At 69.6% G+C, this 20632-nt stretch carries 20 protein-coding genes; 7 read left to right on the plus strand and 13 right to left on the minus strand.

The genetic code is table 11. The features are described from left to right. Genes dapE through ABZX12_RS38085 form a run of 3 tightly spaced genes read right to left on the minus strand, consistent with a single transcriptional unit; the run spans position 1 to position 2349 of the window. Positions 1–1065, minus strand: a complete 1065-nt coding sequence (dapE, locus tag ABZX12_RS38075) for a succinyl-diaminopimelate desuccinylase (RefSeq protein ID WP_355700325.1) — start codon at positions 1063–1065, stop codon at positions 1–3. Further along, positions 1062–1745: a VOC family protein gene (locus ABZX12_RS38080; protein WP_355700326.1), complete on the minus strand. Its 684-nt coding sequence runs from the start codon at positions 1743–1745 to the stop codon at positions 1062–1064. The genes dapE and ABZX12_RS38080 overlap by 4 nt, the downstream gene beginning before the upstream one ends. A 10-nt stretch (positions 1746–1755) precedes the next feature. Continuing rightward, positions 1756–2349: an ABATE domain-containing protein gene (locus ABZX12_RS38085; RefSeq protein WP_355700327.1), complete on the minus strand. Its 594-nt coding sequence runs from the start codon at positions 2347–2349 to the stop codon at positions 1756–1758. A 62-nt stretch (positions 2350–2411) separates the two neighbouring features. On the opposite strand from ABZX12_RS38085, the gene ABZX12_RS38090 reads away from it, so the two are divergent. After that, positions 2412–3077, plus strand: a complete 666-nt coding sequence (locus ABZX12_RS38090) for a maleylpyruvate isomerase family mycothiol-dependent enzyme (protein ID WP_355700328.1) — start codon at positions 2412–2414, stop codon at positions 3075–3077. Between the two features lie 55 nt (positions 3078–3132). Here the strand turns inward: ABZX12_RS38090 and ABZX12_RS38095 are convergent, their stop codons facing one another. Continuing rightward, on the minus strand, positions 3133–3510 hold the full coding sequence (locus ABZX12_RS38095) for a MerR family transcriptional regulator (protein ID WP_355700329.1): 378 nt from the start codon (positions 3508–3510) through the stop codon (positions 3133–3135). 75 nt (positions 3511–3585) lie between these two features. On the opposite strand from ABZX12_RS38095, the gene ABZX12_RS38100 reads away from it, so the two are divergent. Continuing rightward, positions 3586–4314: an SDR family oxidoreductase gene (locus ABZX12_RS38100; RefSeq protein WP_355700330.1), complete on the plus strand. Its 729-nt coding sequence runs from the start codon at positions 3586–3588 to the stop codon at positions 4312–4314. Between the two features lie 117 nt (positions 4315–4431). Here the strand turns inward: ABZX12_RS38100 and ABZX12_RS38105 are convergent, their stop codons facing one another. The 4 genes from ABZX12_RS38105 to ABZX12_RS38120 form a co-directional block, all read right to left on the minus strand. Continuing rightward, a complete protein-coding gene (locus ABZX12_RS38105; RefSeq protein ID WP_355700331.1) occupies positions 4432–6459 on the minus strand; it encodes a DUF4185 domain-containing protein in 2028 nt (675 codons plus the stop codon). 12 nt (positions 6460–6471) lie between these two features. Further along, positions 6472–7269, minus strand: a complete 798-nt coding sequence (locus tag ABZX12_RS38110; RefSeq protein ID WP_355700332.1) for a carbohydrate ABC transporter permease — start codon at positions 7267–7269, stop codon at positions 6472–6474. Continuing rightward, positions 7259–8146 carry a sugar ABC transporter permease gene (locus ABZX12_RS38115; protein WP_355700333.1) on the minus strand — a complete coding sequence of 296 codons (888 nt, stop codon included), beginning with the start codon at positions 8144–8146 and terminating at the stop codon, positions 7259–7261. The genes ABZX12_RS38110 and ABZX12_RS38115 overlap by 11 nt, the downstream gene beginning before the upstream one ends. Positions 8147–8211: 65 nt before the next feature. Continuing rightward, complete coding sequence (locus ABZX12_RS38120) at positions 8212–9573, minus strand: sugar ABC transporter substrate-binding protein (RefSeq protein WP_355700334.1); 1362 nt, start codon at positions 9571–9573, stop codon at positions 8212–8214. Between the two features lie 230 nt (positions 9574–9803). Between ABZX12_RS38120 and ABZX12_RS38125 the strand changes: the two genes are divergently transcribed. The 3 genes from ABZX12_RS38125 to ABZX12_RS38135 all read left to right on the plus strand — a co-directional run bounded on the left by ABZX12_RS38125 (position 9804) and on the right by ABZX12_RS38135 (position 12469). Further along, positions 9804–10466 (plus strand): SIS domain-containing protein, encoded by a 663-nt coding sequence (locus ABZX12_RS38125; RefSeq protein ID WP_355700335.1) that lies wholly within the window; start codon positions 9804–9806, stop codon positions 10464–10466. Then, a complete protein-coding gene (locus ABZX12_RS38130; protein ID WP_355700336.1) occupies positions 10463–11401 on the plus strand; it encodes a ribokinase in 939 nt (312 codons plus the stop codon). The genes ABZX12_RS38125 and ABZX12_RS38130 overlap by 4 nt, the downstream gene beginning before the upstream one ends. 69 nt (positions 11402–11470) lie before the next feature. Further along, a complete protein-coding gene (locus ABZX12_RS38135) occupies positions 11471–12469 on the plus strand; it encodes a LacI family DNA-binding transcriptional regulator (RefSeq protein WP_355700337.1) in 999 nt (332 codons plus the stop codon). A 37-nt stretch (positions 12470–12506) separates the two neighbouring features. Here the strand turns inward: ABZX12_RS38135 and ABZX12_RS38140 are convergent, their stop codons facing one another. The 4 genes from ABZX12_RS38140 to ABZX12_RS38155 all read right to left on the minus strand — a co-directional run bounded on the left by ABZX12_RS38140 (position 12507) and on the right by ABZX12_RS38155 (position 18127). Then, positions 12507–15587 carry a GH92 family glycosyl hydrolase gene (locus tag ABZX12_RS38140; protein WP_355700338.1) on the minus strand — a complete coding sequence of 1027 codons (3081 nt, stop codon included), beginning with the start codon at positions 15585–15587 and terminating at the stop codon, positions 12507–12509. An 820-nt stretch (positions 15588–16407) separates the two neighbouring features. Next, positions 16408–17163: an NAD-dependent dehydratase gene (locus ABZX12_RS38145; protein WP_355700339.1), complete on the minus strand. Its 756-nt coding sequence runs from the start codon at positions 17161–17163 to the stop codon at positions 16408–16410. Continuing rightward, positions 17109–17300 (minus strand): hypothetical protein, encoded by a 192-nt coding sequence (locus ABZX12_RS38150; RefSeq protein ID WP_355700340.1) that lies wholly within the window; start codon positions 17298–17300, stop codon positions 17109–17111. Before ABZX12_RS38150 ends, ABZX12_RS38145 begins: the two co-directional genes overlap by 55 nt. Beyond that, entirely contained in the window at positions 17297–18127 is an 831-nt protein-coding gene (locus ABZX12_RS38155; protein ID WP_355700341.1) for a phosphotransferase, read from the minus strand. The genes ABZX12_RS38150 and ABZX12_RS38155 overlap by 4 nt, the downstream gene beginning before the upstream one ends. Positions 18128–18181: 54 nt before the next feature. Between ABZX12_RS38155 and dapD the strand changes: the two genes are divergently transcribed. Together dapD and ABZX12_RS38165 are read left to right on the plus strand one after the other, a co-directional pair. Then, on the plus strand, positions 18182–19120 hold the full coding sequence (gene dapD, locus ABZX12_RS38160) for a 2,3,4,5-tetrahydropyridine-2,6-dicarboxylate N-succinyltransferase (RefSeq protein ID WP_355700342.1): 939 nt from the start codon (positions 18182–18184) through the stop codon (positions 19118–19120). Positions 19121–19220: 100 nt separating this feature from the next. Then, positions 19221–20198, plus strand: a complete 978-nt coding sequence (locus ABZX12_RS38165) for a hypothetical protein (RefSeq protein ID WP_355700343.1) — start codon at positions 19221–19223, stop codon at positions 20196–20198. Between the two features lie 45 nt (positions 20199–20243). Here the strand turns inward: ABZX12_RS38165 and fdxA are convergent, their stop codons facing one another. After that, entirely contained in the window at positions 20244–20570 is a 327-nt protein-coding gene (gene fdxA, locus ABZX12_RS38170; RefSeq protein ID WP_012923087.1) for a ferredoxin, read from the minus strand. Between the last annotated feature and the right edge of the window lie 62 nt (positions 20571–20632).

Below are 20632 nucleotides of genomic sequence, written 5' to 3' on the forward strand. Positions count from 1 at the left end.
CTACGCGCGGTCTGTCAACCAACTCCTCAGCCGCTGTTCACACAGCTCGATCTCCGCCTCGGGCACGAACTCGTCCTGCTTGTGCGCGTACAGCGGGTCGCCCGGGCCGTAATTCACCGCCGGTACGCCGAGCAGCGTGAACCGCGCCACGTCCGTCCAGCCGAACTTCGGCTGCGGCTCCCCGCCCACCACCTGCAGGAACGCCGCCGCGGCCGGCCGCTCGAGCCCCGGGAGTCCGCCCGGCGCGGAGTCCGTGACGACCACGTCGTACCCCTCGAACACCTCGCGCAGGTGCTCCTCGGCCTCCGCCTCGGACCGGTTCGGCGCGAACCGGTAGTTGATCGTGACCGTGCACAGGTCCGGTACGACGTTGCCCGCGACGCCGCCCGCGATCGCGACCGCGGTCAGCCCCTCGCGGTACTCCAGGCCGTCGATCGGCACCCGCCGCGGCTCGTACGCCGAGAGCCGGGCGAGCACCTCGCCCGCGGCATGGATCGCGTTCGACCCCATCCACGAGCGGGCCGAGTGCGCGCGCTCGCCGCGGGTGCTGACCTCGATCCGCATCGTGCCCTGGCAGCCGGCCTCGACGACCGCGTTGGACGGCTCCATCACGACCGCGAACACGCCCTCGAGCAGCTCGGGGTTGGAGCGGGTCAGCTTGAACAGGCCGTTCCGCTCGGCCTCGATCTCCTCGCAGTCGTAGAACACGTAGGTGACGTCGCGGTTCGGCGCGTCGAGGGTCGCGGCGAGCCGGAGCGCGACCGCGACCCCGCCCTTCATGTCGCAGGCGCCGAGGCCGTGGATCAGGCCGTCGGCGCGGCGCGCGGGCAGGTTGTCGTTGAGCGGCACGGTGTCGAGGTGTCCGGCCAGGACGACGCGCTCGGCCCGGCCGATGTCGGTGCGGGCCACGACGGTGTTGCCGTGCCGGAACACCTTCAGGTGCGGGTACGCCGAGAGCGCCTTCTCGACCTTGTCCGCGAGCTTCTCCTCGGCGCCGCTGACCGAGGAGATGTTGACCAGCGCCTCGGTCAGGTCGGACGCGGACGCGGACAGATCCAGCTTCATGAGGCCTCCGGAGGCAGGAACACGCAGAATTCGTTGCCCTCGGGGTCGGCGCAGACGTGCCAGCCGATCTCGTCGTCCTTGGGCCGCAGCAGTGTCGCACCCGCGTCGAGGACCGGCTGCAGGGCAGGGGCGGTGACGTCCCAGTGCACGCGGTTCTTCACCGTCTTCGGCTCCGGGACCGGCACGAAGACCCAGTACTTGAACGGCATCCCGGGCACGTTCTCGATCCAGTGGTACGGCCGGCCCGGGCGGGTCGAGAACTCGCCGCCGACCACGCCCGCCCACCACCGGGCTTGTGCCTCCGGGTCGGCCGAGTCGACGATGAGTTCCATCAGCCGGTACGCCGGGACGGTCTCGCGCACGAACCCGCAGAACTCGCCGCCCTCGGGGTCGGTGAGCACCGTCCACTGCTGCTGCTCGCTCGCCGGGGTCAGCACCGCCGCTCCTGTTCGCTCCAGGTCCGCGACCGCGCCGGTGACGACGTCCAGGTGGACCCGGTTCTTGACGGTCTTCTTCTCCGGGACCGTGCACATCCAGACGGTCTTCTCGGGGGCGTCGCCGACCAGGACGTTCGGGTTGTCGGCGGGGGTCGTGAGGCCGATCACCCGGCCCCAGAACGCGGCCATCTCGCTCGGCGACGACACGTCGACGCAGAGGTCCTTGAAACGCGCGATGGTCATGGCGACCAGGCTATCCGGCGGTGCGCCTGCGGTAGTGGCGATTGACGCGTTCCCGGTTCCCGCAGGCCGGCGAGCACCAGGTCTGCCGCGGATCGTCCTGCAGGAAGTACTTCACGCACCGCGCCGCCGGGCACGCCCGCAGCCGCACCCGGTCCGGACCTGCCAGGAAGTCGATCGCCGACCGCCCGACGGCGCCGGTCACCAGCGCGACGGGATCCTCGGTGCGCGCGACCCGCCGTACGACGGGTTCGCCGTCCGCGGGCCACTCGAGCCGCTCGCCTCCCAGCCGGTCCGCCGCCCGGTTCACGAGCTTCAACGCGGCATCGGCGTCCATCAGCCGGTCCGCATCGGCCTTGCTCGGCGGCCCCGGCGCCACCGCCCGGCCGAACAACGCCCGCACCGCCCGCCTGATCCGCACCAGCTCCGGCCACAGGTCGGCCGGACTGTCCGGAACGGCAAGCCGTCGGCCGACCACCCGCGCGACGAGCTCCTCGTGGTCCCTGAACCACGCGCCCGCCTCCTGCGGAGTGGACAGCAGGTCGGCGATTCCCCCCTGCCCGTCGTGCTTGATCGTGGCGGCCAGGGCGAAGGCCAGGTTGTTCATCCGGGGATTCTAATGGGAAAGCCGCTTGCTGCCATGTGAATCCATCGCTTAGGGTCGCGCCTGTGGCCCTGAACGAAGTACGTGCGACCGCCCATCAACTGCTCGCACTGACGGCAGATCTCGACGACGCCGCCGCGCGCGGTGAGTCGGTGCTGCCGGGGTGGTCCCGCGGGCACGTGATCACGCACATCGCGAACTTCTCCGAGGCGATGACGCGGCAGGTCGAGGAGGCGCTCCAGGGCCGGCTCGTCGAGGTGTACGACGGTGGACGTCCCGCGCGCGACGCCGCGATCGAGGCCGGCGCGGACCGCTCCGCCGCGGAGCTCAGAGCTCACCTGAACCAGGCCGTGACCGCGTTGCTCGAGGCGTGGGACAAGGTCGGGCCGACCGACTGGCCGCTCCCGATCCTGCACCGCAACAGCAATCTCTCGGCCGGCCTGCAGGCGACCTGGCGGGAGCTCACCATCCACACCGCGGACCTCGACCTCGGCGTCACGCCGGCCGCGTGGTCCGAGGACTTCTGCCTGCACCTGCTCGACTTCCTCCGCCCGCGCACCCCGGACGACGTCCACCTGGTCCTGAAGTCCCCGACCGTCACGTGGGACAACGGCGCCGGCGAGACCGTCACTCTCGAAGGCGCACTCACCGGCCTCACCGCCTGGTACGCCGGCCGGCCGGCACCAGGCCCGATCACAGGCCCGGCACCGGAGCTCCTCCCCTGGCCGTAGAAGGTCCACCGGTTACGGCGGACCTGGCGTCCTCGAAACGTCCGGCGGGCCCTACCTACGGGTGCGTGTCGGTGATCTCGATGACCTCGTCGAGGCGGTCCAAGGCGGCCTGCAGGTCGTCGACCTTGGCCTGGATGCGGGCACGCTCGGCGCGCAGCATGGCCCGTTGCCGGTCGTCGGTGTGCCCGGAGTCCCAGCATGGAAGCAGTTCCGCGATCCTTTGGCTGGTCAGGCCGGCGGCGTACATCTGCTGGATGAAGCGCACGAGGGTGACGGCGTCCTGCCGATAGAGACGCTGGCCGGACGGGCTGCGCTCCGCGACGAGCAGCCCCTGCTGCTCGTAGTAGCGCACGGCGCGCACCGAGACGCCGGCGCCGCGCGCCACCTCGCCGATGCGGACCAGACGCTCATCCGCGGCCTGTGTGACGGTCATGGTGATACCTCTCACTCCGGTCGGGACGACCAGCACTTGCCTCTGACGTCAACGTCAGGTTTTAGCGTACCGGGCATGGAGATCAAGAATTCAGTCGCCCTTGTCAGCGGAGCCAATCGCGGCCTGGGCCGTGCTTTCGCCCAGCGCCTGCTCGACCGGGGTGCCCGCAAGGTCTACGCAACGGCGCGCCGGCCGGAGACCGTGGACCTGCCCGGGGTCGAGATCCTGCGTCTCGACATCACCGATCCGGCATCCGTGCGGGCCGCCGCCGAGGCGACTCCCGACGTGTCACTGCTCGTCAACAACGCCGGGATCCAGACCGGAAGCGACCTGGTGACGGGTTCGCTGGACGCGGTGCGGCATGAACTGGAGACCAACGTGCTCGGCCACCTGGGGATGATCCGGGAGTACGCGCCGACGCTCGCCACGAACGGCGGAGGCGCAATCGTGAACGTGCTCTCCGCCATGTCGTGGTTCGGGGTCAAGGGCGCCAACGCCTACCACCTGACCAAGGCCGCTGCGTGGGCCATGACCAACGGCGTCCGCCTGGAGCTCGCGGAGCAGGGCACTCTGGTAACTGCGGTGCACCTCGGCCTCGCTGACACCGACATGTCCGCGGGGTGGCCGGTGGACAAACTCGCGCCGTCGGAGCTGGCCGACGCCGTGCTCGACGGTGTCGAGGCGGCCTCCGCCGAGGTCCTCGCCGACCAGTGGAGCCGGGACGTCAAGCGCCGCCTGCCGCTGACACCGGAAGAGTTCAATGCCGCGATGGACCGCGCCCTTGCGGCGCTGACGGCGGCCTGAGCGTCAGTCCGTCGACGGCGACCGGATCTCTCCGGAAAGAAGCCGCCGCTGAGCGACCACTCCTTTCCGGAGAGGCTCCTCCCCAGACCTGAGTCGACCGGCCTCGATCGACCAGCCTCAACTGACCGTGAAGTCGTCCACCTGGATCCAGGTGTCCTTGTTCGGCGCGTTGAAACCTGCGTAGACGGTCAACTCGTGGATGTCGGCCGGAACCTTCACGGTGACCTCGTGGTGCACGTAACCGGTGCCGGCGCCGAAGGTCTTGCTCGCCAGGTCCTGTGTGCCGGCGCGGACGCCGAAGCGGCCCTGGTCGGCGGGGAGGTTTGCGGACGCGTTGACCCAGGCGCCGAAGGTGTACGTCGTGCCCGGGACGACCGGGACGGTCTGGTAGAGCGCGCTCCAGCCCGTACACGTGCAGCGGATCCAGCCGTTGTTGGCGCCTGAGTGTGCGAAGCCGAGGCCGCGGTCGACCCCGTTGGCCGCGGTGCCTTCGAAGAGCCAGGCCGGCTTGCCGCCGCCGGTGCCCTCGAAACCGCCGTCGGCGAGCTGCGAGACGTAACGGACCGCCAGCTCGGAGACAGTCGAGTACGACCGCGTTCCGCCGGGCAGACCGATCACCCGGACCCCGTCCGTCTCCTGCACGGGGAAGGTGATCGTGTACGTCGTGTTCGCGCCCGCCGACGCGTCACCCGGGTACGCCGGGGACACGGTCTGCGACCCGACCTCGACCCATTGCCCGTTCTGGCGTACTTGCACCCGCGGCCGCCCGGTGAAGTATCCGCCCTCCGCCGAGACCGCGCCGGACGTGAACTCGACATTGTTCACCTTGTACTTGGCGGGCCATTCGTAGCCCCACCACGACGCGCCCTTCACCTCGTCGTCGAAGTCCGATTCGCTCCCGGTGCGAGCGCCGTCGTTCATCAGCGCCAGACTCCCCGACTGTGTCGACTTGGAGATCGCCACCGCCCCGGTCGTCGCGAGGTTCTCAGGTCCCGGCAGGTTCGAGGCCGGCGTACCGACGGACGGCGTCAGCACCAGCTTGCGCAGGTTGAAGTTGTAGACCGACGTACCGATGCCGCCACCGCCGCACGGGCAGACGTTCGCCTGGACGTACATCGTCTTGCCGTCGGGCTGCACGAACTTCGACGGGATCGTGACGCCGTACCCGCCGTACTTCGAGGTCGACCACGGATACCCGCCGAAGTCCTTGCTCAGGAAGTGCTTCCACGGTCCCCACGGCGTCGGCGACTCGTAGAACTCGAAGGTGTACTCCGTCCAGGACGTGTACACGTAGCGCTTCTGCGCGGACAGGTAGGTCACACCGCCCTGGCTGATCACGCTGAGGTTCGACGCGTTGGTCCCGTACGTCTGCGCGTACAACCGCCGCGTGTCGGTCAGCACCGGTTTGCGGTCCGCGATCTTCGACGACCATCCGGCGCCGGTGTAGAACTTCCACGCGCCGCGGTCCTGGACGCTTCCGCGGGGCACCCGCGCCAGGAAGACCGACTGCGGATCGGCGACCGTGTCGTCGAACGAGTCCCGCCAGTTCCCGTCCAGTCCGTACGCGTAGACGTACCCGTCCGGCGCCAGCGCCCCGCCGCGCCCGAAGTCCGCGAACCAGATCGTCGTGAAGACGTGGTCCGCGAACATCGGCTTCGACTTGTCCCACGTCCAGGTCCGCCCGTGGTCGGTCGACTTCAGGATCGTCGCCGCCGGTACGTCGTTGAAGTCCAGCGCGAGATCCTGGACGGCGAGGTACATGGTGTCCCCGACACACACCATCCCGGTGGGTTTGCGGTTGTATCCCGCGCCGCTCCAGATCGACCCGACCTGGTCGGCCTTCGCGATCGTTGCCCCGGACAAGTTTCCCGGCGTACCGGTGATCTCGCTGACCGCGATGTCGGCGAAGTCCCCGTCGAGGCTGAATCCCTTGCCGTCGCCGTTCGCGGCGTACAGCTTGTCGTTGCCGGCCCAGCAGGACGGCCACAGATCCCCGTCGCTCGGGCTGGGCGTGCCCGTCGACTCCACCTGAACGGTCCTGACAGGGGTCGTGGCCGCGGGTTGCGCGCTGGGAGTGGATTGAGTCAACAGAGTCGCCGTACCGAAGACCAGCGGCAGCACGGCGAGCAAAGCCCCACGCTTCATCGACAGTGTCCTTTACTTGAGGCCGGTCGTCTTCATCGCGTCGACCAGCCTGCGCTGGCCCGCGACGAACACGACGACCGTCGGGACGGCCGCGATCACCGCGGCCGCGAGAATGAGGTTCCACGCGGAGGCGTACTGTCCCTGCATGCCGGAGACGCCGAGCTGGATCACCCGCAGGTCCGGGTTCCGGGTGATGGTCAGCGGCCAGAGGAACGCGTTCCAGTTGGCCAGGAAGAACAGCACCGACAGCGACGCGAGGACCGGGCGGCTGAGCGGCAGGATGACGCTCCAGTACCGCCGCCAGTACCCGCAGCCGTCCAGGTCGGCCGCTTCCTCGAGCTCTCGCGGGATGTTCAGGTAGTACTGCCGGAGCAGGAAGATCCCGAACGCGTGGAAGATGCTCGGCACGATCAGCCCGGCGTAGCTGTCCAGCAGACCGAGTTGCTTGGCCACCAGGAACAGCGGGACCAGAATGACCGGCAGCGACACCAGCAGCGTCGACATGATGCCGGAGAAGATGATCCCGCGCCCCGGGAACCGCAGCCGGGCCAGCGCGTACGCCGCCATCGAGTGGAAGAACAGCGCGATCACCGTGACCGTGACCGACACGATCGCCGAGTTCAGCATGAACCGCGGCATCGGGATCTTCAGCAGGACGTACTGCAGGTTGTCCAGCGTCCAGTGCGCCGGCCAGCCGAAGTCGAAGACCTCCTCGGCCGGTTTCAGCGCACTGATCAGGATCCACAGCAGCGGCAGGATCGCGATCACCGCGAGGACGTGCGCGACGATCGGCAGGACTCTAATCCTCATCGAAGCGACCTCCGCGGGTGAAGCCGAACATCAGGCCGGTGCAGACCACGAGGATCGCGACGACCACGGTGGTGAGCGCGGCGGCGTACCCCATGTTGTTGAAGGTGAAGGCCTGCTCGTAGATGTAGAGCACGACTGTGCTGGTCGCCCGCGCCGGACCGCCCTTGGTCAGCACGAACACCAGGTCGAACGCCTGCAGGCCGGTGACCGCGCCGATCGTCGAGTTCACCACGACGAAGAAGCTGGTCGGGCGCAGCAGCGGCCAGATGACGTACCGGAATCGTTGCCAGGGGCCCGCACCGTCGATGGCCGCGGCGTCCTCGAGTTCCTTCGGCACGTCCTTCAGGCCGGCCAGGAACACCAGCATCTGGTAACCCATCAGGAACCAGACACTGATCACGACGTACGTGCCGAGCGCGAGCGACGGCGTCCCGAGGAACGACACGTCGCCGAGGCCGAACGGCGCCAGGATCTTGGACAACGCGCCGCGCTTGTCGACCAGCAGGAACTGCCAGATCAGGCCGACCACGACCAGGCTGACGACGTTCGGCAGGAAGAACGCCGACCGGACCCAGCCGATGCCCTTGAAGTGGTTGCGGACCAGCATGGCCAGCGCGAAGCTGACCACGAACGCGATCGGCACGAACGTCACCACGTAGGTCGCGGTGACCTTCAGCGACGCCCAGAGCTGGTCGTCGCCGGCCATCAGCTTGTAGTTGGCCAGACCGACGTACTGGTAGTTGCCGAAGCCGTCGACCTTGAAGAACGCGACGCCGAAGGCGAGCACCATCGGGATCGCGACGAAGATCAGCAGGCCGAGGGTGTCCGGCGCGAGGAAGGCGTACGCCGCCAGTGCCTCGCGCCGTTTCCTCGTCATCCCCGCCTTCGGCAACGCGCGCACGCGAGCCCTCGGTTCGGACGGAGGAGCGGTTGTGGTCACCATCAGTTGATCGGCGCGCCCTGGTAGGTCTTCAGGAACGTGTCGATCTTCTCGGCCGCGTCGGCCGCCGCCTTGGCCGGATCGGCCGCGTTCAGCTGGCAGGCCTGGATCGCGTCCGCGATCGGCTGGTACACCTCCGGTGGGAAGCGCGGCTCCGGCTTGCCGGTCGGCGCGATCTCGCTGACGAACTTCTTCAGCACGCCCTCACCGAACGCGCCCTTCGCGTCCGCGGCCTGCTGCACCGACGTGCGCGGCGGCACGTTGGTCTTGACGACCGTGTTCCACTGCCGCTGCCGCTCGACACCGGCCGCGTCGGTCGAGCCGAGCGCCCAGGCGATGAACTTCGCCGCGGCCTCCGGGTTCTTGCCCTTGGAGTTCGCGACGAACGCCCAGCCGCCGAGGTCGGTGGCCGGCTTGCCGCCGTCGGGCGTCGGGTGCGGGATGATGCCGTACTTGAAGTTCTTCGCCTTCGTGCGCAGATCGGCGACCGCCCAGATACCGCTCTGCTGCATGGCCGCCGCGCCCGAGCCGAGGTTCGACACCACGTCGCCGCCGCCGTCGCCGAGTGCCTTGCGCGGAGCCACCTTGTTCTTGATCGTCTCGCCCCAGAACTGCAGCGCCTGCACGGCGGCGGGCGAATCGAAGGCGGCCTTGCCGTCCTTGATCGCGTTGCCGTCGCCTTGCCACAGGAACGGGTACCAGGTGAAGTTCTGGTAGTAGCCGGGCAGCGTCTCGAACATCACGCCGTACCGCTTGCTGTTGGTCAGCTTCTGCGCGACGGCGAGGGTCTGGTCCCAGGTCTTCGGCAGGTCCGCCTCGGACAGGCCGGCGCTCTCGAACGCGGCCTCGCTGTAGTACAGCGCGAGCGGCTCGATCTCCATCGGCAGGCCGTAGACCTTGCCGTCCACGCTGCGGGCCTCGAGCAGGCCGGGCAGGTAGTCCTTCTTGGACTCCTCCGACAGCGCGGAACCGAGATCCTGCAGTACGCCGCCGTTGTAGTAGCGGAGGAAGTCGCCGGGGCTGATCAGGAAGATGTCCGGACCCTGCCCGGACTGGAACGCGGTCTGCAACGTGGTCCCGTTCAGGTAGTCCTTGCCGGGGATGTAGCGCAGCTTGACGTGGGTGTCGTTGTTCTTGTTCCACTCCGCGACGGTGTCGACGAACCACTTGCTCTGCGGACCTTGGTCGTCGGACGGTCCGTAGAAGTTCCAGAACGACATCTCCTTGGCGTCGCCGCCGGAGGAGTCGCCGCCGCAGGCGGACAGCAACGGGACGCCGGCCGCGGACGCGGCGAGGGCGCCGAGCCCGCCGCGCAGGACGGACCGGCGGCTGAACTGCCTGGCAGGGGACGGTGTTGCGGCCATCAGTGCTCCAGGGGTGTCTCGAACGGTCTAGCCGGGTTGCGAGGGCAATCGATTTCTCGCAATTTACGAGCAGCCGCCATGCCGGTCAAGGGGCGGCGGGGTGACGATGTGGTCAAACTCGCCGGATTCTCGCCTGCACACAAGGGATTCGACCTGGGTGCAGACGTTGACACGTCCCGACCACGCTGCCTAATCTGCGGAAATCGATTTCTGAGATGAGAGGCGCTGGGATGCCAGTTGTGCCGAACCGTGCGTCCGCCCACCGCACGGCCGACGAGCTGTCCAGGGACCTGGTGGCACGGGGACTGCAAGCGGCGCGGGACGCCATCGAGACCGAGGCCGCGGCCGTGTCGGCGCTCGCCGACCGGCTGGACGGCGTCTTCCTGGAGGTGCTGATCGCCGTCGCCCGCTGCGAGGGTCACCTGGTGGTGACCGGCCTCGGCAAGTCCGGCCTGGTCGGGCGCAAGATCGCCGCGACCTTGGCGAGTACGGGGACACCGGCCACGTTCATCCACTCCGGCGACGCGTTGCACGGTGACTCCGGCGCGGTCACGACACGCGACCTCGTCCTGGCCTTGTCGGCGTCCGGCGAGACGGCCGAGGTGTGCGCGTTCGTGCGGATGCTGCGGCAGCGGGACATCCCGGTGATCGCGATGACCGGCCGCGAGGAGTCGACCCTGGCACGGCTGGCGACGTACACCCTGGACACGATGGTGCTCCGCGAGGCGGACCCGTTGAACCTGGCGCCGACCGCGTCGACGACGGCGTCCCTCGCGATGGGCGACGCGCTGGCGTGCGCACTCGTCGTCCTGCGGGAGTTCAGCCATCACGACTTCGCGCGCTTCCACCCGTCCGGTGCCCTGGGCAAGCATCTGCTGGAGGACCAGGCATGACGGAGGTGTGCGTGCTCGGATCGTTCATGAAGGACCTGGTCGCGTCGGCGGAGCGGCGGCCGTTGCCGGGCGAGACGCTGCACGGCACCGGCTTCGCGGAGTTCCTCGGCGGCAAGGGCGTCAACCAGGCGATCGCGGCGGCCCGGATGGGCGCCCGGACGGCGATCGTCGGGACGATCGGCGCGGATCGGTACGGCGCGGAGTTCCTGGAACTGCTGGCGGCGAACGCGGTCGACACCTCGTGGGTCGTGCGGCACCCGTCGCTGGGGACCGGCGTGGGACTGCCGCTGGTGCTGCCCGACGGCGGCAACTCGATCATCATCGTGTCCCGCGCGAACGCGGCGATCACCGCTCCGGACGTCGAGGCCGCGCGGGAGGTGCTGACGTCGAGCAAGGTGCTGAGCGTGCAACTCGAGCTCCCGGTCGAGGCCAGCCACACCGCCCTTCGGCTCGCCGCAGCCGCCGGCGTCACGACGATCCTCACCCCGGCCCCGGTCGGCCCGGTCGACCCGGCGCTGGCCGGGTACGTCGACATCCTGGTGCCGAACGAGGTGGAGGCGGCGGCGCTCACCGGGCTGGACTGCGACGACGAGTCGCAGGTGCCGATGATCGCCCGCAAACTCGCCGAGGACTGGGACCTACGCGCCTGCGTGGTGACGCTGGGGTCCCGGGGCGCGTACGTCCTGGACCGGGCCGGCGGGTTCGAGGAACGGATCGCCGCCCACGACGTCGACACGATCGACACGGTCGGCGCCGGGGACGCGTTCTGCGGATCGCTGGCCGCGTCGCTCGCGCACGGGGCCGGCCTGGTGGACGCCGTACGGCTGGCGAACGCGGCCGGCGCCCTGTCGACCACCGTGAACGGCGCCGCGGACTCGGCGCCTTCACACGCGGCGGCGCTGGCACTGCTGGACGGCGCAATCTCAGCCTCGTGAGATCCTTTGGGTCGGATCGGAGTTAGAGTGCGATCCAGACGACCATCGGATCTCCAGCGGGGAGCGGGTATGACGACGATCTACGACGTCGCGCGTAGGTCGGGCGTGTCACCGGCGACGGTGTCCCGGGTGCTGAGCGGCCGGCGGAACGTGGATCCCGAGCTGTCCGAGAAGGTCCGGGCCGCGGTTGCCGAGCTCGGCTACCGGCCGAACGGCGTCGCGCGGAACCTGCGGAAGTCGTCGACGAACCTGTGGGCCGTGGTCATCTCCGACATCGAGAACCCGTTCTTCACCTCGCTGGTCCGCGGGCTCGAGGACGTCGCGCAGACCGAGGGGTACCACGTCGTGCTCTGTAACTCCGACGAGGACGCCGCGAAGGAAGCGGCGTACGCGTCGGCGGTGCTGACCGACCAGATGGCGGGGGTGGTGATCTCCCCGACGTCGACCGCCGAGGGCGTGCATCTGCTCGCGGACGCGAAGATCCCGATGGTGATGATCGACCGCCGGGTCGAGGGCGTCGAGGCCGACACCGTGCTGGTCGACAACGAGCACGGCGCCTTCGAGGGCGTCAAACACCTGATCGACGGCGGCTACCGGCGGATCGCCTGCATCACCGGGCCGCGCAAGGTCTCCACGGCGATGGACCGGCTCGCCGGATACCGGTCGGCGTTGCGGACGGGCGGGATCCGCTACGACAAGGACCTGGTCCGGCACGCCGACTTCCGCGAGGCCGGCGGGTACGCCGCGATGGAGAGCCTGCTCGAGCTGGCCGATCCGCCCGAGGCGCTGTTCGCGACCAACAACCTGATGACGGTCGGTGCGCTCGAATGTCTGGCCCGCAAGGGCCTGCGGGCGCCGGACGACATCGCGATCGTCGGCTTCGACGACATCCCCTGGGCCGATCTGGTCGTGCCCAGCCTGACCACGGTCGCCCAGCCGACGTACGAACTCGGCCGCACCGCCGGCCTGCTGCTCAAGGACCGAACCGCCTCCCCCGGCCGCCCACCGTCCACCGTCACCCTGCGCACCGAACTCCACATCCGGGCCACCTCCGCCCCCAAGACCTGACGGACACCGCCTCGAGTCGCGGCGATCTGCAGTTGGATCAGTGGAAGAGCTCCAGTTGGGCGAGAGTGACCGGTGTCGGGGTGGTCAGCCGGTAGTGCTCGTACTCGCCCGGGCGCTCGATGGTGAAGGGGCGAAGCTGGCGCGGCCAGGTGAAGGTCTCGCTGGTGCGTTCGTCCAGGACGGTCCAGGTCGCTCCGTCGGTGGAGGCTTCCAGTTGCCACGTGGTGGGGGCCGGACCGGAGCCTGACGTCACGGTGTAGATGGTTGCGGTGGCCGGGGCGGGCAGAGACCAGGTGACCGGCTGGTCGACGGTGACCTCCGTGGCGGCGGTGTCGTCGAAGAGCGGGTTGCCGGGGTCCCGCGGGATGAGGTCGACCAGTGGGCTCGCGACGGCGTCGCCGGTGGTCAGGGCCGGCGGTGACTCCAGGGTCGCCCAGTCGGACGGCTCGGCTCCCAGCGTGAAGTCGAGGCGGCCGGCCGTCGTCAGGGCCTCGTGGGTGATCGACGCTACGGCCAGCTGCTTGCCGTCGGCCTGGACCTCTTGCACATAAGGGTGTTCGACACCGGTGGCCGTGATCGTCAGCGGTGCGCCGCCGATCGGCGCCACGACCGTACGCCGGAACAGCGGCGAGCCGATCGCGTACTCGGGCGCGCCGACGCGGAGCGGGTAGAGGCCGAGGGCGGCGAACAGGTACCAGGCGGACATCTCGCCGTTGTCCTCGTCGCCCGGGTACCCCTGCCCGATCTGCTCGCCGACGTACAGCCGGTCGAGGACCTCACGGACGATCGCCTGGGTCTTGGCCGGGGCGCCGGCGTAGTTGTACATCCAGGCGATGTGGTGCGCGGGCTGGTTCGAGAAGCCGAACTGGCCCATCCGGACCGCCTGCGCCTCGAGCATCTCGTGGATGACGATCGAGTAGGTGCCCTTCTTCGTCGCGAGCTCGGGCGTCGCGAAGAACGCGTCGAGCTTGGCCTCCAGGCCGCGCGGACCGCCGTACAGGTTGGCCAGGCCGCGCGGGTCGTGGGCGACGTGGAAGGCGAAGTTCCAGCCGCAGGTCTCGGTGAAGTCGCCGCCCCACTCCTCCGGGTCGAAGCTGTCCGGCGTCTTCGCGAAGGTCCCGTCCGGCCGGCGGCCCTGGAAGAAGTCGATGTCCTGGTCGAACAGCAGCACGTAGTTGAGCGACCGGCGGCGCAGGTACTCCGCTTCGACCAGGAGCTGCGCGCGACGCTCGGGACGGACCTCGGCCAGGCGGGTGGCCATCTCGGCGAGGGCGAAGTCGTTCAGGTACGCCTCGAGCGACCAGGACACGCTCTCCTCGGTGTCGGTGCTCACGTAGCCGGCGAAGAACCCGGTCTCGACGCCCTTCCGCCCGACCTCGGTCGCCTCCGGCGCGACGGTCGCGTTCCGCAAGCCGGCGTCGTACGTCGCCAGCGGGTCCGGCAACGCCACGCCCTTGAGGTACGCATCCGCGAAGGACACGTCGGAGCTCGTCCCGGTCATGCAGTCCGCGTAGCCCGGCGACGACCAGCGGGCGATCCAGCCGCCGTCGCGGTACTGCTGCACGAACCCGTCCACCAGCTCGGCGGCAAGGGCCGGGTAGAAGAATGCGTACGCCGGCCAGGCGGTCCGGTAGGTGTCCCAGAACCCGCTGTTGACGTACATCTTCCCGGACCGGACGACCGCGTTCGTGGTCTGGTCGGTGGCCTCGCCTTCCGTCGGCAGGACCGGGCTCGCGTAGCAGTACTCCGGCGCGTCGGCCGTCCCCGCGTTCTCGAAGTGCGAGTTCGGATAGAGGTTCAGGCGGTACAGGTTGCCGTACACGGTGCGCAGCTGCGGCGGGGTCGCACCCTCGGGCCGGATCACCTGCAGGCGCTCGTTCCAGATCGCGTTCGCGGCCGATCGGATCTCCTCGAAGGACCGGCCTTCGAGCTCGAGCTCCAGGTTGTGCCGCGCCTGGTCGACCCCGATGAACGACGTCGCGATCCGCAACGTCACCTCGGCGGCGTCGAAACTCGCGGCGCGGGCGTTGTCGCGGCCGCCCGACGTGGCGCCGAAGGCTGTCGGCGCGCTCGAGAACACGCCGTAGCAGAACATCCGGGTACGGCCGAACTCCGAACCGTTCTCGACCCAGCCGGTGACCGCGCTCCCGTCGTACGCGAACGCGCCGTGCTCGTCGATGGTGTCGAAGACGAGGTGCCGGCCGGGTGCGCCGGCCGGGAACGTGAAGCGGAAGATCGCGCCGTGGTCGGTCGGGGCGAGCTCCGCGCGGACGCCGTTCGCGAGCGCGACCGCGTACAGGTCGGGGCGGGCGATCTCGTCGTCATGGCTGAACGCGGCGGCGCGCTCGGCCGGATCGCCCAGCGGCTCGGCGGCGGCGACCGGCATGATCGTCAGCTGGTCGCGGTCGCCCATCCACGGGCTCGGCTGGTGCGAGAACGTCAACCCCTGCAGCTCGGGGCGGTTGTCCGCGTTGTTGGCGCGCTGGTACTCGTACGGCCAGCGGTGCGTCGAGGCGTTCGTGACCGGGGTGAGGAAGTTGAACCCGTTCGGCCAGGCAGTGATCGGGAGCGTGTTGCCGCGGGAGAAGGCATGGCTGGCGTTGGTGCCGCGGCGCGTGTCGACGTACGCCGCGAGGTCCGAGCCGTCGGGTTCCGCGGGCGCCGGGCCGATCTCGACGTCGTCGATCCAGCCCGCGAACTCGTGCCCGGCCTGCGGCGCGTCGACCACGAGCAGCACCTGCGCGATCGTCCGGCCGGCGGCCGCGGTCAGGTCGACCTGTACGTCGTTCCACTGGTCGGCGTACAGGATCTTCGCCGCGCCCTGGCCCGCGGCGTCGGCGGGCTTGCCGTACTGGTCCCGGGCGCCGTCCAGCCGGGACCCGTCGGCGAACACCAACTCGACGGCCGCGTACGTCGCGGCGTACGTCAGTCCCGCGTCCAGCTCCGGGTAGATCTTGTACCGCAAGCGGTCCCCCGCGGCGACCACTCCCCCCGCGCCCGGCAGCTCAGCCTCCTGCCGCCCGCCGGAAACCCCCGAGTAGCGCGTGCCGTCCACGCTCTCGAACCCACCCCGAGAGCTCGTCGGCCCGCCTGGTCCACCGCCGGTCGCAATGATCACGCCGCAATGCTACGTATCAGGGCGGCGGCCCGGGAGGAACGTTTCCATCGTGGACCTGGTCTGACTGCAGCTATCCTCTGGACTACGAGGCCTTCGATGGTCGCGGAGAGAACGCCAGGTCTGCTGCCAGACCCGCCTGACAGGTGCGGCGCTCCGGACCATCGAAGGCCTCGTTCTTTCTACAGGCCGCCGGTCGGCCACCAGGGGTACGCCGTCATCGTGCCCGGAAGCACGACGGCTTCGAACCCGTCGGGCCGCTCGCAACATCCCGCAGTACTGATCGGCCGCCTGCAACCCGTCGAGCTGACCTGGTCCCAGGAATGTGGGCCTACCGCGCAGGAGATCCCATGGTGCGGACGTCGAATCCCGGGCCCGCATCTTCTCGAACCAGGCGAGCGTCTCGTCGTGGCGGAATTCGCGCACGTGCCCGAAGGTGATCACGACATCCCGTCTGCCGCCGGGCCATTCGTCTGCTGTGTCGAGGACCTGCTCGAGCACACGACCGGCGACGAGGTTGTAGAAGGCAACCTGGTCGGGCAGCTCCCGGGCGACCGCCGCTTTCTCGACCAGAACCATGTTCAGCACAACGCCATCGACCGCCGCGAGTTGAGATGCAACGTACTGCCTCCGCGGAAATCTCTTCACATGCTCGATCCAGTGCAACGGCTTGCCGGTTGGCACGGCTCGTCGACGTACGCGCGCACGAGCGGTCGTTCGAAGTACATGGACCGACACCCTAGGTGTCGCGGAGGAGGTACGACGGGCTGCGAACCGCATCTGTGGATATCTGCCCCAGGATGCCCCGGGAGGCCCCGGAAAGTCAGTGCGGCGGTTCCGGTGGGATGTTTCCGTCGTGGACCCAGGCGACATAGTCGCGGGCGGTTCCTTCGGCCGGGCGAAGCTGGAGGCCCGCGGCCATGGCGCGCGTGTTGTCGAGTCGGAAGGTGCCGTCGTTGGAGCCGTCGTGCGGGAGGTGGAAGCGGTCGAGGGCGGGTGACCAGTCGACCGGTTTCGGGTCGGGTACGACGGACTGCCAGACGGCGGCCAGGTCCGCGAGCGTGTGGGTCGGGCCGACTGCGTTGAACGGGCCCGGGACGCGGCGGGTCGTGAGGTGCAGGAGGAAGGCGGCGAGGTCGCGGGCGTCGATGTACTGGACCGGCTGGCCGGGGCGGGCGGCGCATTCCATCGGGAGGCCGTGCGCCAGCGCCCGGCCCCAGTTGCCGAAGTCCGGGTTGTAAGGGCCGACGACGAAGCCGGAGCGTACGGCGCCGGTGCGGTCGCCGAAGGTGGCGGTCAGCAACGATTCGTTGCGGACCTTCGACGGGCCGTAGAGGTCCATCGTGAAGTGGTCCTCGGGGGCGCCGTCCGGCCACGGCAGCAGCGGTGCGGTCTCGGTCATCCCGGGCGTGATCCGGTCGGCGTACACGGCGATCGAGGACATGTAGGTGTAGTGCTCGCAGCGGTCGCGCAGGACGGCCGCGGTCAGCGCGACGTCGCGGACCAGGAAGCCGGACATGTCGATCACGCCGTCCCACTCGCCGGTCGCCAGGGCCTCGGGCGCGGCGCGGTCGCCCACGATCCGGCGTACCGACGGGAACAGTGCGGGGTCGTCCGGCCGCGGTTGAACAGCGTCACCTCGTGGCCGTCCGCGAGCGCGGCCTCGACGACGTGCCGCCCGAGGTTCTTCGTGCCGCCGAGGACGAGAAGCCTCACGACAGCTGCTCCACCAGATCCGCCAGCTCGGCCAGCAGCGGATCGATCCAGCCCTCCGACTCCGGGATCGTCCGCACCCCCTCCTCGACCACGAACGTCAGCGCGAGCAGGCAGAAGCAGGCGCCGCCGACGAGCAGCTGCCGATCGACCAGGAACGAGTCCGCCCCGGCGGCCTCGACGTACCGCGCCACGATCGGCCCGCGCTCGTAGCCGACGGCAACGGCATCGCGGACCAGCGTGTAGAGGTCGCTCAGGTGCGGGGCGACATACGCCAGCGGCCAGTCGACCGCGGTCCAGCGGGTCCCGTCGGTGACCAGGTTCTTCGGTACGAAGTCGCCGTGCACGACGCTCGACGGCGCGTGCCGGTGCAGCGCGGCCAGCGCCTCGGTCAGCGGTGCGATGTCGAACGAGACCCGACCGATTCGGCCGGCCAGCTCCTTCGCGCGCTCCGGCGGGAAACCGCTCGGCCCCGCCACGGTCCGGCCACGGATCCCGGCGAGCAGGTCGGCGGCGGCGAGGAACCCGTCCGCGGTCGGCTCCTGCTCCAGCGTCACCCGGCCGACGTCCTCGAGCACGATCACGCCGTCACCGCCGTACAGCAGACGGGGCGCCGGCAGCTCCAGCGGGACGACATACCGCTCGTAGGCCGCGGCCTCTCCGGACTGGGTGTCGGTCCCGTGCTTCACGATCACGCTGCGCAGACCGTACGACAGCCGCCGCACCTCGGACGAGCCCCACTGCCGCAACAGCTCGCTGTGCACCGCGTCCTCCGCCGGAGCACCCAGAGCCTCCAGGACCACCCGTCCCGGAACCCACGCAGGAAGCATCCGAAAAGTAGACCACGGTGAGTCGGCCGGCGCCGCCGAATTAGGGTGTGGGGTATGACGGAGAACGCCACGCACGCCTGGGGCTTCGGCCTCGCCACCGTTACGACCGCCGGGGACGTCCTCGACGTCTGGTACCCGGCGCCCGCGCTCGGGACGCGGCCGGACGACGCCAAGGCGCCGGCCGAGCTGGTCGCGGCGGAGGGCAACGACGAGCTCCGCCAGGTCCGGCGTGCGGTGGTGGCGACCGAGATCACCCTGACCGACGCCCCGAGCGGTACGGCGGACGCGTACCTGCGGCTGCACCTGCTGAGCCACCGCCTCGTCCGCCCGCACGGGGTGAACCTGGACGGCATCTTCGGCGCTCTGCCGAACAACGCGTGGACATCGCTCGGCCCGGTCCCGGTCGACGAGATCGAGAGCGTGCGACTGCGCGCCCGGGCGGCGGGTAAGCACCTGAGCGTCACGAGCGTAGACAAGTTCCCGCGGATGACGGACTACGTCGTACCGTCCGGGGTCCGGATCGGCGACGCGGACCGGGTCCGGCTCGGCGCGCACCTGGCCGCGGGCACGACGGTCATGCACGAAGGCTTCGTGAACTTCAACGCCGGCACGCTCGGCACGTCGATGGTCGAGGGCCGGATCGTCGCCGGCGTCGTGGTCGACGACGGCAGCGACATCGGCGCGGGCGCGTCGATCATGGGCACGCTGTCCGGCGGCGGCAAGCAGGTGATCTCGATCGGCAAGCGCTGCCTGCTCGGCGCGAACGGCGGCACCGGCATCTCGCTCGGCGACGACTGCGTGGTCGAGGCGGGGCTGTACGTGACCGCGGGCACCAAGGTCACGCTCCCGGACGGCGCCGTGGTCAAGGCCCGGGAGCTGTCCGGGCAGCCCGGTCTGCTCTTTCTCCGCAACTCCGTCACCGGCGCCGTCGAGGCCCGCCCGCGCAAGGGTGAGGGCATCACGCTCAACGAGGCGCTGCACGCGAACGCCTGATCGTTCGAAAGTATGACTTCGCCAACCGGCGTGAGGCTTCGCACGTCAACCTGTCCGTGGGACAGGAACCTGTCACCCGCCCTTGGACGTTGGGAGCGGTATGGCGGTGAAGCGTGGTGCCCTGGTGGCCGTGGGGGCCATCGGCGTGCTCAGCCTCGTGGTGGGCGTCGGGATCGCCTGGCTCGGCGGTAAGCACGTCGGCAAGCTGCTGCCGCCGACCGAGGAGTGCACCGCCACGGTCAACGGGCAGATGGTCGTGGTGGACTTCGAGCAGGCCGAGTCCGCGGCGATCATCGCTGGCATCGCCGTCCGCCGCGGGCTGCCGGCGCGGGCGGCGACGATCGCGCTCGCCACGGCGTACCAGGAGTCCGGCCTGCGCAACCTCGGCCACGGCGACCGGGACTCGCTCGGCCTGTTCCAGCAGCGGCCGTCACAGGGCTGGGGTACGGCGAAGCAGGTCCAGGACCCGTACTACGCGACCGGCAAGTTCTACGACGCGCTCGTGAAGATCAAGAACTACCAGAAGCTCGCGATCACGGTCGCCGCCGACAAGGTGCAGCGCAGCGCGTTCCCGAACGCGTACGCCGACCACGAGGCGGACGCCCGGGTGCTGGCGTCGGCGCTGACCGGGCAGTCGAAGAGCGTGTTCAGCTGCACCGTGAACACCGACTCGGTGCCGGCCGAGGTGATGGGCGCGAACGGGCTGACGCCGCGCGCGGAGGCCGTCCGCAAGGACCTGATCCGCACGTTCGGCACGGTGTCCACCGGCGGGTACGCCGTCGGCGGGGTGCGGACCGGGCACATGGAGGGGTCGGCGCACTACGACGGGCGGGCGGTGGACGTGTTCGTCCGGCCGATCTCGGCCGCCAACACCACGAAGGGCTGGGCGATGGCGCAGTACCTGGTCGCCCGGGCGGACCTGCTGAAGATCAAGACCGTCATCTTCAGCGACAAGATCTGGACCGCGGGCGGGCGCTCGGACTCCGGCTGGCGCGACTACACCCCGCCCGAGCGCTCCGGCGACCCGAAGATCCTCCGGCACCTGGACCACGTCCACGTCGACGTGCTCGAGCAATAAAAGTAGGGCGCCCCGAGGGACGCCCTACGCCGTGCAACCAATTGCTTACTCGTCGTGCTCCTGCGGCGGCAGCGCGGCGATGAACGGGTGGTCCTTGTCGATCTTGCCGAGCTTGGACGCGCCGCCGGGCGAGCCCAGGTCGTTGAAGAAGTCGACGTTCGCCGTGTAGTAGTCCTTCCACTGCTCCGGGGTGTCGTCCTCGTAGTAGATCGCCTCTACCGGGCAGACCGGCTCGCAGGCTCCGCAGTCGACGCACTCGTCGGGGTGGATGTACAGCATCCGGTTGCCCTCGTAGATGCAGTCGACGGGGCACTCCTCGACACAAGCGAGGTCCTTCAGGTCAACACACGGCTGCGCGATGACGTAGGTCACTGCTACTCCTCCTATGGCAGGCAAGCGCAGCGCTGGACTTGGGGTGCTGCGATGCGGTGGTG

This window comes from Kribbella sp. NPDC003505 (assembly GCF_040610875.1).
Taxonomy (GTDB): Bacteria; Actinomycetota; Actinomycetes; order Propionibacteriales; family Kribbellaceae; genus Kribbella.